The 13,139-nt window shown below is 65.7% G+C and carries 11 protein-coding genes and 1 pseudogene; 10 read left to right on the forward strand and 2 right to left on the reverse strand.

The features are described from left to right. The first annotated feature begins 727 nt into the window (after positions 1-727). The 6 genes from ABFX46_RS09980 (at position 728) to ABFX46_RS10005 (ending at position 7,835) form a co-directional block, all read left to right on the forward strand. A complete protein-coding gene (locus ABFX46_RS09980) occupies positions 728-2,071 on the forward strand; it encodes a tyrosine-type recombinase/integrase (RefSeq protein WP_346041224.1) in 1,344 nt (447 codons plus the stop codon). Between the two features lie 293 nt (positions 2,072-2,364). Then, positions 2,365-3,657, forward strand: a complete 1,293-nt coding sequence (locus ABFX46_RS09985; RefSeq protein WP_346041226.1) for a helix-turn-helix domain-containing protein — start codon at positions 2,365-2,367, stop codon at positions 3,655-3,657. A gap of 10 nt (positions 3,658-3,667) precedes the next feature. Further along, positions 3,668-4,396 (forward strand): toll/interleukin-1 receptor domain-containing protein, encoded by a 729-nt coding sequence (locus tag ABFX46_RS09990; RefSeq protein WP_346041228.1) that lies wholly within the window; start codon positions 3,668-3,670, stop codon positions 4,394-4,396. After that, positions 4,393-6,306, forward strand: coding sequence for a hypothetical protein (locus tag ABFX46_RS09995; RefSeq protein WP_346041230.1), 1,914 nt, complete (start codon positions 4,393-4,395; stop codon positions 6,304-6,306). Before ABFX46_RS09990 ends, ABFX46_RS09995 begins: the two co-directional genes overlap by 4 nt. 25 nt (positions 6,307-6,331) lie before the next feature. Further along, the gene (locus tag ABFX46_RS10000; protein ID WP_346041232.1) at positions 6,332-7,387 is read left to right on the forward strand and encodes a hypothetical protein; all 1,056 of its coding nucleotides are present in this window, start codon (positions 6,332-6,334) and stop codon (positions 7,385-7,387) included. Beyond that, a complete protein-coding gene (locus ABFX46_RS10005; protein WP_346041234.1) occupies positions 7,377-7,835 on the forward strand; it encodes a hypothetical protein in 459 nt (152 codons plus the stop codon). Before ABFX46_RS10000 ends, ABFX46_RS10005 begins: the two co-directional genes overlap by 11 nt. 70 nt (positions 7,836-7,905) lie before the next feature. Here ABFX46_RS10005 and ABFX46_RS10010 read toward each other — a convergent pair whose 3' ends face one another. Then, positions 7,906-9,411, reverse strand: a complete 1,506-nt coding sequence (locus ABFX46_RS10010) for a peptide deformylase (protein WP_346041235.1) — start codon at positions 9,409-9,411, stop codon at positions 7,906-7,908. A 127-nt stretch (positions 9,412-9,538) separates the two neighbouring features. Between ABFX46_RS10010 and ABFX46_RS10015 the strand changes: the two genes are divergently transcribed. The 3 genes from ABFX46_RS10015 to ABFX46_RS10025 are packed head-to-tail and all read left to right on the forward strand — an operon-like array spanning position 9,539 to position 12,305. Then, the gene (locus ABFX46_RS10015; protein ID WP_346041237.1) at positions 9,539-10,633 is read left to right on the forward strand and encodes a Gfo/Idh/MocA family protein; all 1,095 of its coding nucleotides are present in this window, start codon (positions 9,539-9,541) and stop codon (positions 10,631-10,633) included. Next, positions 10,630-11,847: a DegT/DnrJ/EryC1/StrS family aminotransferase gene (locus ABFX46_RS10020; protein WP_346041239.1), complete on the forward strand. Its 1,218-nt coding sequence runs from the start codon at positions 10,630-10,632 to the stop codon at positions 11,845-11,847. The genes ABFX46_RS10015 and ABFX46_RS10020 overlap by 4 nt, the downstream gene beginning before the upstream one ends. Next, entirely contained in the window at positions 11,844-12,305 is a 462-nt protein-coding gene (locus tag ABFX46_RS10025; protein WP_346041240.1) for an NUDIX domain-containing protein, read from the forward strand. The genes ABFX46_RS10020 and ABFX46_RS10025 overlap by 4 nt, the downstream gene beginning before the upstream one ends. Positions 12,306-12,444: 139 nt before the next feature. Here ABFX46_RS10025 and ABFX46_RS10030 read toward each other — a convergent pair whose 3' ends face one another. Next, entirely contained in the window at positions 12,445-12,660 is a 216-nt protein-coding gene (locus tag ABFX46_RS10030) for a hypothetical protein (protein WP_346041445.1), read from the reverse strand. Here ABFX46_RS10030 and ABFX46_RS10035 point away from each other — a divergent pair. After that, positions 12,562-12,933: pseudogene (locus tag ABFX46_RS10035) on the forward strand (ATP phosphoribosyltransferase regulatory subunit); the annotation flags it as partial. The gene ABFX46_RS10030 and the pseudogene ABFX46_RS10035 overlap by 99 nt on opposite strands. Positions 12,934-13,139: the final 206 nt, after the last annotated feature.

Consider the following 13,139-nt stretch of genomic DNA (forward strand, 5'->3'; position numbering starts at 1 on the left):
TCCGGATTCCCGACCTGGACGTTCGCGCGTGCCATGTCGGGCTGGTACCCGCGCCAGGCATCGCAGCCAACACGGCCGGTGCCGCTGCTGGCCGCGCACTGGCCTCGCCACTGTGCGGGGCGCGGAACTTGCAAGGGCAAGCAGAGAGGTGCTGGACGCCGATCGCCGCTGGACTGGCACACCGCACGGGGCTGCGGCACTCGCGCCGGGCGATGCCGAAGGAGGACGGGATCCGGTCGGTGCTGGGCGGGTGGGCAGCGGGGACGGGAGTGTTCACCGGCGCTACACGCACCTCATGGCGCCGATGTGCGAACGGCTGTTAGAAGCGTTGACCGAGCGATCGATGCGGCTGTGGCGGCGTGACTGGCGATGGCCGAAGAGTCGCCGGTGGCGGTGCTGGACGAGTTGCTAGGGTCCAGGCCCCAGAAACGGGAAGTGGGACGATTCAAAGACCGTCCCACAGAATTTCTACGGGAGATCTTTCCATTCTCCGTTCCAAACCCTGCAAGGGGCCTGCTCTGTGTCCGGGGTGCGTGATTTGAACCCACGTCCTCTTCATCCCGAACTCCAAATCATGGCCATTTGGGGGTCGTGCAGGTAAAGCTGATTCGCGTTAAAATTCCAGGTGGACGGCGGGTTCCGGTGTCAGGCGCTCACGGACAAGGATGGCCGGTTCGCTACCGTCCACGGACAAATCACGGACGGATGATCATGGGGAGATCGCCTCGTGGGATACGCGAAGAAGCGCAAAGGCAACAACGGAAAGTACCGCTACACGGCCTGCTACGTCGACATCAAGGGCCGCCTGCGGTCAGCCGGGACATACTCCAACAAACGGGAAGCCGACAAGGCATGGCAGCGAGCCGAGGTGGAGGTCTCCAAAGGCCGAACCGGCGACCCAGGCCGCGGGAAGCAGCGGTTCAAGGATTACGTCGAGCAGGTCTGGCTCCCGAACCACGAGGTCGAGGCCACCACCCGTGAGGGCTACACGTACGCGATCTACAAGCACATCATGCCGACGTTCGGCTCGATGCGGATGATCGACATCCTCCCCGAGCACGTCCGCGCGTGGATCACGGCCCTCAAGAACCAGGGCATGAAACCCGTGACCATCCGCTACAACAAGATCATCCTCAGCGCCATCTTCACCACGGCGATGGACGACCAGGTCACCTTCATCCACCCCTGTCGCGGCGTCCGCACACCCCCGGTCGTCCGCAAGCCCCTCGAGATCATCACCCCCGAGCAGTTCGACGACGTCTACCACGCCCTCCCCGAAGGCACCTTCCGTCTCCTCGCCGAAACCGAGATCGAGAGCGGCCTCCGCTGGGGCGAACTCAGCGAGCTGCGCGTGAAGGACGTCAACCTCCGGACCCGCATCCTCACGGTCAGCCGCACGGTCGTCGAGCTGAACCCGAAGTTCCACCCAGAGGGCCGCCACTTCCTCGTCAAGGACTACCCGAAGGACAAGGAGTACCGCCGCTTCAAGCTCAGCACCCAGATCACCGAGAAGCTAGAGGAGCACATCCGAGCAGCCAACCTGACCCAAGACGACCTCCTCTTCCAGATGCCACCCCAAGACAAGCCCCGAGCCCGCATCACCGAGATCCCAGACCCAGCCACCCTTGGCCGCACGGAACCGAACGAGAAGGGCCGCACCTACAACCACGGCACGCTCAGCGGCTACACCGCCGGCCGCTGCCGCTGCGACTACTGCCGAGGTGCCTTCACCCTCTACCGAGCCGCCCGCCGCGCGAACGGCAAGGACAACCCCCGCCCCCGCCGCGTCCGTGAGACCGACGGCCACATCCCCAACGACTGGTTTCGCCGCAAGATCTGGTACCCCGCCCTGGCCGCCGCCGGCCTCAACTTCAGACCCACCATGCGCGACCTACGCCACGCCCACGCCTCCTGGCTCCTCAACGGCGGGGCAGACCTCCAGGTAGTCAAGGAACGCCTCGGCCACGCCTCCATCTCAACAACCGAGCGCTACCTACACACCCTCCCCGACGCCGACGAAACCGCCCTCGAAGCCCTCGCTAAGACTCGGAGCAGGTCAGCCACTCGGTAGCCGCGACAGCTGCACCCCAGCGAACTCGCGCATTACAAAGCCACAGGGGTATCTCTCGCTCCAAGAGAGATACCCCTCGCGCATCTTGATGGCCGCCCGGCCCGGCCGTGCGGCACGGACGGAGCCAACACCAGCGCCGATCAGGTCTCCACTTATCGACAAAGGCGGCTACGTCCTATTACCTCGAAGAGGAAACGGGAAACGCCCGTATCGCCTTGCCTACCGGCCCGGGGGCCCGCAGTCTTACTGGCGGTGACTCCCGGCTGTTCGGACAGGCAGTGACGGAGGTTGATGTGGTCCAGCAGCCCACTGACTTCGGAGCAGAACTTCGACGACGGCGCCTGGAATCCGACATGACGCTGACGGGACTGGCCCAGCGGGTCCATTACAGCAAGGCCCAGCTGAGCAAGGTCGAGCGAGGCATCAAGAAGCCCAGCCGCGAGTTGGCCCGCCTCTGCGATGCCGCGCTCGCCGCCGATGGAGCGCTCGCAGCCCTGGTCCCCGAGAACCCTTCCGGGATTGGAGTCACCGTAGATGCAGATGGTGATGAGGAGGTGTGGCTGATGCAGTTGTCCTCACAAGGCCAAAGCCGGTTCCAGCCCATGAGCCGACGACAGGCGGTCGCGGCAGGCGCCGCGTCGATCGCGGGTGTGAGCATCGGCCTGCCTGCTATTTCCACCAACGTCGAGGACACGACGCTTGTCGGGACATTCCGATCTTTGTTCGATCAATATCGGCAGCTCGGTCAGACCACCAGCCCCGGGCTGCTGCTACCCGTTCTCATCGCACAGACCCACGCCCTCCAAGAACTGTCCAAGACCGCCGGTGCACGTACGCGCCAGGCGTTGTTACGGCTCGGGTCCCGTTACGCCGAGTACATCGGCTGGCTGGTGCAGGAGACCGGCGACGAGCATGGCGCGCTGTGGTGGACCCAGCGCGCCGTCGACCTTGCCGACGCCGGTGGTGATCACCATCTCGCCGCCTACTCGCTGGTCCGGCGCGCACTCGTCACGCTCTACCGCGGCGACCCCGGGCGAACGATCGGGCTGGCCCGGCAGGCGCAGAGCAGCGATGTGACGCCGCGGATCCGTGGCCTGGCGGCACAACGGGAAGCACAAGGACACGCTCTCGCCGGCGATTACCACGCTTGCATGCGGAGCCTGGAGCAGGCCCGCGCTCTGCTCGCTAGCCCAAGGGAGGGCTCGGGTGCCCCGGTCATCGGCACCACGAGCCTGACCGATCCCGCCGAGATGGTCAGGGGCTGGTGCCTGTACGACCTGGGGCGGCCGCGGGTCGCCGCGCAGATCATCGAAGCACAGCTAGCACAGGTGCCCGAGCAGGCAGTGCGTACGCAAGTCCGCTTCGGCCTACGGCGGGCGCTCGCCCACGCAGCAGACGGCGAGATCGACCATGCCTGCTGGCTCACCCAGGAACTGCTGCCAAGGGCCACCGTGATCGGCTCGGCGACCGTCGCCATTGATCTGCGTGCTCTGGCCCGCACGCTGTCTCGCCACCCCAAGAACCGATCGGTGCGCGCGCTGGCACCCGAACTCGGTACCGCATTAGGAACCACCACCCGCAAATGAGGAGACCGCGATGCAGGGAGTCTTCATCAACTACCGCACTGGCGACGGCGACGAGGCGGCCGCAATACTGGAACAGGGACTGTCCCACCGGTTCGGCAAGGAGCGGATCTTCCGCGCCACCACGTCCATCCAGCCCGGCCAGGCTTACCCGGAAAGACTCCTCAACGCCGTATACAACAGCGTGGTCCTCCTGGCCATCATAGGCCCCGACTGGGTTCGCGACCCCCGGCTGCGCGACGAGAGCGATTGGGTGCGCCGGGAGATCCTGGAGGCCTTCGCCTCGAAGACTACCGTCATACCAGTCCTTAAGGGCCGTGGAACCGCACGCCTGAAAGCCGCTGAGCTACCGGCCGAACTGGAACGCCTGGCCGATGTCCAATCCCTTAGGCTGGACCCGCGCGACAACGAGATGGACATCAGGCGTATCGGCAATTTCCTTGCGGAACTTGTCCCGGTGCTCAGGAAGGCAGACCGGCAGGCCGCGCCGTCTCCCGACACCGGACCCGTATACAACACGGTTCGCGACACCCACGGGACGGTTACCCAAAGCCGCCACATCCAGGGCGACGTCGGCACCGTCATCAAGGGTAATCAGGGCCCCGTCCATACCGGGAAAGGCGACATAAACCAAAATGCCCAGCATTTCTCGGGTGACGGAGCGACGTACATCCACGGTGATAACCACGGCGGGGTCGGTCACCGCTTCGGCCAGGCGCGCGGAAACGAGGAGGAGCGTTGAGCGACTCTTTCGAGGCGCACGCCTCCGGCTTTCACGGAGGCATGCACGCGGGAGCGGGAGACATCAACAACATCTACTACCTGCTGCAGACCGGGTCCTTCGGAACCTCTCCCCGCAGGCAGCCCACGGACGAGTTGCGGTGGTTGAGACGGCGCTTCGTTGAGCCGGCGGGACTGGGCAGGGCACGAGACGTCCTGGAGACCTTCCGCAGCGTGTTCCTTGATGGGCTCCCGGGCAGTGGCAGGATCGCCGCGGCGAAGATGCTCCTGTGGGAACTCGGAGATGATCGGAGGCAGATCCACGAACTGGTGCTACAGGAGAACGAGAATGCACCGCGCATCGATCGCAGTCATGTCGGTGATGGCGACCTGGTGTGGCTGGATCTGTCCCGGGTCGCAGGGAGACAGTGGGATGAGGTCCAGAACGAACTGTCCCCTCTACGTGCAACGGTGCACGACCACGACGCGCATCTCGTCGTCGTCCTACCGGACAAGACCGGTTCTCTGGGTTCAGCTCTGGACCAATACCGCATTGAGATAAGGCGCCCGGCCGTCGATGAGGTGCTGGCCCGCTACCTGCTGGCGGAGGACATTCCTCGACCGGTCCCGCTTCCTCCGCTATGTTTTCTGGACACGGACCGCCGCATGGAAGAGGTCGACGAATATGTCGGGCTGATCCGAAGGGCTCGCGACGAGCACCGCGAGGGCAGCTTCACGACCTGGTGCGAGGAGGCATTTCGGGCGCTGGCTCGCCAGGCGCGGGACGTGGCCGAACGAGTGGCCGAACTTACTGCGGGCCCGCAGCGTGGGCTGCTGCTCGCCGTCGCCATGCTGCATGGAGCACATGCCGACGTGATCCACCAGGCTGGCGCCAGTCTTCTCACCGCTGTCGCACATCCGTGTGAGGACGGCCCACTCTTGGAGCGCGTCCCCCTCGACCAACGGCTCAAGGAGATCGGCGCAGAAGTCGATTCTTCCGGCAGCGTCCATTTCGAGGAGCTCGATTATGATGCGGCGCTCCGCTCGTATTTTTGGGCTCATATGCCGGAGCTCCGCGACGCGCTACAGGACTGGGTTAAGCAGACCGCCGACTCACCCGGCCTCTCCGCTGGCGAACGGAGGAGTCTGGTCGAGCGGTTCACCGAGCAGTGCTTGAACGAGCGCTACCGACCGACGCTGGTATCTCTGGTTGAACAGTGGACCACAGATCCCACGACGACCCGCAAGATAGAAGCGGCAGCTGTGGTGGTGCAGCGCGGACTTCGGGATGAGCAGCAGGCCCGGTCCTTCCGTCGACAGATATACGACTGGGCGCGTACGGACAGCCTCTCTCAACGGCTCGCCGAAGTGATCATCGTGGCGTGCCGTGACGAATTGATGGCGAGGCATCCCGACGAGGCTCTGGTCCGGCTGCACCACGTTGCAAGGCGAGAGCGCGGAACTCGGGCTCGCGAAACTTTGATCGAGTTGGTCAGCGGCGCGCCTCGGCTCCGTCGGCAGATGCTGACCCGTCTCACCGATCCGAAGTTCATGCCAGGCAGATGGCACAGCGATATTGACCTGTTCTTGCAACTCGCCGACCCCGAAGCGCTTACCGACCCTGGACGACGCGATCATGCTCCCATCACCGAAAGCACAGTGCGCCAACAGTTGATCATCGGCTGGTCCCTGGTCTTCTCGCGGCGTCCTCACGATGTGTGGACCTCGACCATCCGACGATGGCTGCATGTCGCCGCCGAAGACGAACGAAATCGGCACGCGCTCCTCGACGTCCTCTTAGGCGGAGGCGAGGCAGAGGCCAGCGTTCTTGCTCGGCTCTACGCGATGACGCGCGAGCGGGAAGCGTGGGCACCGCTTGGTGATTTGGTCATCCAGGACATCAATGCCGCCTGGGGAGCCCGGACAGCATGACTCACGTGGACGAACGGAGAGCCCCATGAACACCGGCCGGAACATCGTGGCACCGTATTTGGCGGTCACCGGCGGAGCGATCCTCATCGGCCTGATCCTCTTCGCCCCCTGGCCGCTATTGATCTCGCTCGGAACGGCGGGCGCGCTCGGCATCGGCCTGCTGCTCCTGGCATGGCCAACCGGGCGACGAGCCGCCAGAACCTCGCGCTTTGAGCCCATATCCGGAAACGCAGCCAGCCCGGCGGCGAACGTCAGGAGGTCGCGCGTCACCGACATCCCCTTACCGACCGAACTGCCCGACTACCACTTCCTATTTTCGGCTACGGTGATCTGGTCACCGACTCCGGCCGTGATGGACGAGTCTGCGATCAATCCTGCCGCTCTCGCGGTCGACGCCGTGGTGAAGCGCGCCCGAAAGATCACCGAGTTACGAGATCCGAGTCACGCCTCACTCGTCCGGCATGAACTGGCCGGCGCGCTTGGAGAGATGCGAACAGAAACCACAGGACGGCTCCGGACGATGGCCGAGTCGGTCCAACTCGTCCTTCCCCAACACGATCAGGAGCGGCTGGACAAACTCGCCACGGTTCGCAAGGAAGAAGCCGTCTGGGAGCACGAGCGCAAATATGAGCTGAGCAAACGCGACTACCTCGGCGGAGACGTTCTGAAGAACCCCGGCAGCGCCGTGGTCTGGTGGCTCGCCAGGAACGGCGATCAGGTGGAGAAGACGGTCAACGACATCGGTCTTCTCGCGCAACTCTCGTCCGCCGCGAACAACAGCGATGTGCCGGAGGTGTTCCACTCGTTCATCTCCGGATTTGCCGCGCCGGACGGCCAATCCGGCCCCAGTGGATCAGCAGCCTGGTCGCCAGATCACAAGGCGTCTGCCGGTGACCTTTTCGATGCTCTCCTTCAGGCAGTCCGGTTGGACGAGCACGACCCCCAACGCCGCCTGTTCGCCCGGCAGGTGGCCGACTTGGCCACCGCGCACGGATGGCAGGAACTGGCCGAGGATTTGATACACCGATACGACACGCTGGCCGACGCCGAGTCCGCAGGAGAGGCAGCCGATGGAAGCTGAACTTGCCGCACTGGCAAGCAGCGGAGCAACCGCACTAGTCGGATTGATGGTCTCCGATTCCTGGGCCCGTGTGAAGGACGGATTCGCGCGAATGCTCGCCAAATCGGCTCCCGCCGAAGCACCGTTGGAGGAACTGGAGACATCGCGAGTGGAACTTGTGGCCGCTTACCTCGAGCATGACGACGCGAAAGTGGCGGCTATCGAGAGTCATTGGCGCTCCCGCCTGGAAATTCTTCTACGCTCAGACGAAACGTCCGTAGATGCGCTACGACGCCTTCTCTCTGCGCCCACGCCGTCTCCCGTGGAGACCATCTCCAACTTCAACAGCGGAGACACGCAGTTTGGTTCTATCATCCAAGCTGGCCATATTTCAGGAGCAACTTTCCACATGGCGCCGACGCCAGGCGAGCGCATCGACAAACATGATGGGCCACGACCTACTAATTGATTAAATGACCGGTGCTGTCGCTGCGCGAGCGCGGGCGGAAGGTCGCTGACGGGTCGTCGGTCATGGGAGTTCAGCGGTAAGACCAGGCTTGGCCGGTTCCTCGGTAGTCCTCTACAGGGATCGGGTGGACGTCCTCGCGCATCCGGTCGGTGTAGAGACGCCCGTACAGGTGGTCGATCTCGTGCCCCGCTAGGCGGGCGAGTGCGGTGTTCAGGACGACGATCACCGACTGCCCGTCCAGACGGGTATGAGCGACTTCCAGCCGGAGCGGACGGGGCACCAGGCCGCGCACGTCGAAGAAGCTGAGGCAACCCTCGTACTGCTCGTCAGTCTCTGGCGATGTGTTGATCACACGAGGGTTGAGCAGCACGAGCGGCTCGGCGTCGGGATCGGGTGGGGCGATGACCGCGGCGGCGCGGTCGATGCCGATCTGCGGGGCGGCCAGCCCCATGCCCTTGCCGAACACGTGGTGTTCGCGGACTCGCTGCATCGCGGCGAACAACCGGTCGATGACATCGCCGGCCTCGGCGGCTTCGGCGGGCAGATCGAACGGGCGAGCCGTGGAGGCCAGGATCGGATCGCCATGCTGGACGATGCCGGCGGCTTTCATTCGGTCGCTGACGGTACGTAGTTCGGGACGTGGCTGATCGTTATCGTCGTCGCGGGCGCGGTACCGCCATTCCAGCCTGTAGCGGGCGCCCATCGGCGGGTCCTGGATGGCCCAGGAGAAAATGAGCCGATCCCCGTCCTCGGTGCGTGTGATGGGGGTGCGCAGGGGGACGGCTTCGGCGGTGGTGGAGGTTTCGGTTCCCCAGACCACCGGGTCCAACTCGGCCGGGAACACCAGGTCGACCGACAAGCGACGTGTCGGGAGGCGGACGGCGCGCTGGAACCATGGGCCCCACCGCCCGTCGTCGACCTGGTAGCCGTACTCAATGGTCGAGTGCTGGCCGGGGTAGAGGGGGAAGCGCCCGCGGTCGTTGTCCAGGCACAGCCATGCTTCTTTGAACGAGTCGCGATCTTGTTTGGGGCGCCAGTTCATTGGTTCGCCGTCGCATGCCGCGGTGAGCGCGAGTTCGTCCCAGGTGAGCGGCCGGGCCCGATACAGGGCGTTGGACTGGTCGGGCCGGCCGGGGTAGCGGTCGACGCTGATGCGGATCAGGTAGCGGGTGACCGGTTCGGCGCCGCCGTTGAACAGCCGGCGCCGCTGCATCGGCCGGTACGTCGTCCCGTCGTATTCCAGCCGGGCATGGTCCTCCTCCACGACCAGGCCCTCGACGTTGCTCGCACCGGTGCTGGCGCCGGCGGTTCGGGACGGTCCGTCGGCTCGCCACGCCTGCCACAACGAGCCATCCGCGCTGAGCACGCCATCGGCCTTGCGGGCGAAGTCCTCACTGGCCGGATGGCGTCCAGCCTCCACGTGGCTGACGTAGGACGGGTCGAACCCCATCGCCGCCGCCAGCTTCTTCTTCGACATTGCGCGGTGTTCGCGCCACCAGGTCAAGGCCTCGCCGAACGGGGGCGTCCCCTCGGCGGGGGTTGTCACTGGATCATCGGCGGAGTGCTGGACGCCCATGGCCCAATCATCTCTTCAATCCGGGCTGAGTGAATGAATGAACCGTGAATGAGTTTCCGTCAGCGTGGCCTCACAGACCGTATCGAGAGTTACCTCGCTGGTGACGACAACCTCGAGGAGGCTCTCGATGACTCGCCTGGCTCCACCCGACTCGCCCGTCGGCGATCAGGACTTGCGGTTCCTGATCGTCGGCGCCGGGCAGCGCACCGTCGATGTGCTGCTGCCGGCACTCCACCGGGCCATGCCGCCCGCGCGGGTTGCAGCGATCTGCGACCCCGATCCCGCCGTCGCCGTCCGGATCACCGGGCTGACACAAGCTGGGCGGCTCGTCGATGAAATCTCGGTGTTCGCCGATCTGGACCGGGCTCTGGCCGCGGGCCCGTTTCAGGTTGCGATCCTGGCCTGCCCGCACGACCTGCACCAAGAGGCGACGCTGCGGCTGACCGACGCGCACATCGCGGTGTGGAAGGAGAAGCCCTACGCCCTCTCTGTCCAGCAGGCCGTCCAGCTGGCAACCCGCAACGTGCGAGTGCTGGCGCATCGTCCGCACGGGCAACTGCTACAGATCGCTACCGACCGGATGGCGGCGTGGGGACGGCTGCTGTCGTACCGAATCCGGATCACCCGCCCTACCGGCGACTACACCGGCACCTGGCGCGCTTCGGCCGAACGCGCGGGCGGCGGCGCCATCTGCGACCTGGGCTACCACGCCTTCGACCTGATCAGCCGACTTACCGGACGGCCCTCCGCACGACCCGCCACCGTCTACGCGGTCACCACTGGTTCCCCGGCGCACCGGCCTGCCGTTGAGGTGGAGGAGAGCGCCCACCTGACCATCACTCACGTCGACGGGTGCGCAGGCACCGTGCACCTGTCGCGCTGCGAAGAGCGTGCCGACGAGATCGACCTGGTCGCCGAGCAAGGACGCATCACGATCTCGGGCGACCGGTCGGTGCTTCGCATCACCACTCCGGCCGGACGAACCCACCATGCCGAGGTGACCGCCGCCGACGACGATCCGTGGGCGGCGATGCTGTGCCACCACGCCCAGACCCTCAGCGATACCGCCGTCACCGCCGCCGAGGCCCGCATCGGGATCGCTGCGACCGCGCTGATGGAGGCGGCCTACACCTCGGTGCGGTTAGGCCGTCCCGCCCAGGTAGCCTCCTGCGCCGGCGTCAGCCCGGCGACCGTCCCCACTCTGGAAGGGCGCGCATCATGACCCTCGCGTGGCCGCCCATCGACGCTGAGGTCTCCGCCGCAGTCACCCGGCAACTGCACACGACGGTCTCTATCTACGACCGGTCGGGGATCATCGCCCGGTTCGAGGACGCCTTCGCAGCACGCCACAACGCCTCGCACGCGTTGCTGACCTCATCGGGCACCGCGGCGCTGCATTCGGCCTACTACGCGCTCGGCCTCGGCCCAGGTGACGAGGTGATCGTGCAGGACTACACCTTCTTCGCCACCGCAACCCCACTGCTCCAACTGGGTGCCGTCCCAGTCCTGGCCGACGTCGACATCCACGGTGAACTCGACCTCGGACGCGCGGCTGAACTGCTCACTGACCGCACCAAAGCCGTGGCAATCACGCACATGTGGGGCAACCCGCAGAACACCCGGCGGCTGCGGGACTGGTGCAATGCGCGCGGGCTGGCGCTGGTGGAGGACTGTTCCCACGCCCACGGCGCCGCCCGCGACGGCGTCAGCGTCGGTGAACTCGCTGACGCCGCCTGCTGGAGCCTTCAGGGCCGCAAGACCATCACCGCGGGCGAGGGCGGCATCCTGACCACCCCACACCGCGAGGTCTACGAGAAGGCGACGCTCCTCGGGCACTTCAACAAGCGTGCCCTGGCCGAGGTGAGGACCGAGTCGCCGCTCTACCGGTTCGCCGAGACCGGCCTCGGCCTCAAATACCGGGCACACCCGCTCGGGCTGGCGATGGCCGAGGTGTACCTGCGGCGCCTGGATGACTGGCTACTCGCTCGCCAGCACCACGCCGCCCGACTGGAGAATCTGCTGGCCGGACGAGCCGGCATCGGCGTGCTCACCCCGACCGGCTCCGACTGGACCGCCACCTTCTACGCCTTCGTATTCACGATCGACCCGCAGGCCGCCGGGTTCTCCCGCGACGATCTTCTCCACACCCTCCGGCAGTGCGGATACGGCGAAATCACTACCTGCGACGCGATGCGGCCGCTGCACACCTACCCCGTCTTCGCCGCACCTAGATCGCCAGTTACCACCTTCGAGACGTCCTGCATCCGCTGCGAACCGCACGTCGCCGAGCACCTGGCCGCCACCTCACTACGGATAAACGTTCCCGCCGATGACGGACCGCACGGACGCGCCTACATCGACACCGCAATCAACATGCTCGACCGAGCCCTGAATACCCTCGCCTCGCCGCCCGGCCGGACTACCCTGCCAACGTGACCACCGCATCGGGCCTCGACATCCAGCAGTTGCACGCTGACGCCGACCGCGACGACATCACCAAACTCGTGGTCGGCGCCATCGTCCATGCCGATGGCCAAGTGCTCATCTTGCGCCGCTCGGCCGAGGACGCGTTTATGGCCGGCATCGAAGAACTCCCCTCCGGCGGCGTCGAGCCAGGTGAAAACCTTCTCACCGCACTGGAACGCGAACTCGCCGAAGAGATCGGCTGGACGGGACCACTCACTGTCGATCCGGGCTTTGTCACCTATTTCGACTACATCTCCGGATCTGGTCGCAAAGCCCGCCAATACACCTTCGGCCTTGCTCACCACGGTCGGCCCATCGTCCTGAGCACCGAACACACCGCCCACCGATGGCTCCACCCCGCCGCCCTGACCGACTCCGACGTCACTGACGAGACCGCTCAAGCAATCCGAACCTGGGCCGCCTCATGACGTCGGCAGCGCAGTGAGGAAGCCGTCGATACGATCGGAGAGTTTGGTCCCCTGGTTCGCTCGGCGTCCGGATGCGGGCCGGGTTCTCTGACTCACCCACCGCGATGAGCCGTCGCGTTGATCAGGAGCTCCCATGGCGTCACAACAGTTCGAGCCGCCCTCGGGCACCCGGGACTTTCTCGCCGGTGCACTGCGTACCCGTTAGCATGTCTTCGCGCAGATTCGCGGGGTGTTCGAGCGGTACGGGTTCGAGCCGTTGCAGACGCCGGCGTTCGAGCGGCTGGAGACCCTGACCGGCAAGTACGGCGACGAGGGCGACAAGCTGATCTTCAAGATCCTCCGGCGCGGTGAACACGAAGCGACCGGCGAAGCCGACCTGGCCCTCCGCTACGACATGACCGTCCCGCTTGCTCGCGTTGTCGCCGGCTATGGCTCACAGCTTCCGACGCCGTACAAGCGGTACGCCATGGGGCCGGTGTGGAGGGCTGACCGTCCAGGCAGGGGCCGGTTCCGCGAGTTCGCGCAATGCGATGTGGACGTGGTCGGCTCGGCGTCGCCACTGGCTGATGCCGAGGTGGTCTGCGCGCTGACTGATGCACTGGGCGAGGTCGGCGTGCGTGACTACCGGGTGCTGGTGAACTCACGGGGAGCGTTGTCGGGGCTGCTGGAGGTCTATGGTGTCCCGGCCGACCTGGGCGGTGATTACGGCGGTTTCAACTGGCTCCACCGGGGCGGCCTCGTCTGGCCCCACTTGAAGATCCAGTGGCGGCTGGATTCGGCCCCGGTTCAAGCGATCAGCGACAAGAAAGGGCTGGTCACGGGTGGGGCCAATCC

The organism is Actinomadura chokoriensis, assembly GCF_039529475.1.
Taxonomy (GTDB): Bacteria; Actinomycetota; Actinomycetes; order Streptosporangiales; family Streptosporangiaceae; genus Spirillospora; species Spirillospora bangladeshensis.

Coding starts and splice junctions, on each gene's coding strand:
- ABFX46_RS10015 (WP_346041237.1), top strand. CDS start 9,539: ATGACTCGCCTGGCTCCACCCGACTCGCCCGTCGGCGATCAGGACTTG.
- ABFX46_RS10005 (WP_346041234.1), top strand. CDS start 7,377: ATGGAAGCTGAACTTGCCGCACTGGCAAGCAGCGGAGCAACCGCACTA.
- ABFX46_RS10010 (WP_346041235.1), bottom strand. CDS start 9,411: ATGGGCGTCCAGCACTCCGCCGATGATCCAGTGACAACCCCCGCCGAG.
- ABFX46_RS10020 (WP_346041239.1), top strand. CDS start 10,630: ATGACCCTCGCGTGGCCGCCCATCGACGCTGAGGTCTCCGCCGCAGTC.
- ABFX46_RS10000 (WP_346041232.1), top strand. CDS start 6,332: ATGAACACCGGCCGGAACATCGTGGCACCGTATTTGGCGGTCACCGGC.
- ABFX46_RS09990 (WP_346041228.1), top strand. CDS start 3,668: ATGCAGGGAGTCTTCATCAACTACCGCACTGGCGACGGCGACGAGGCG.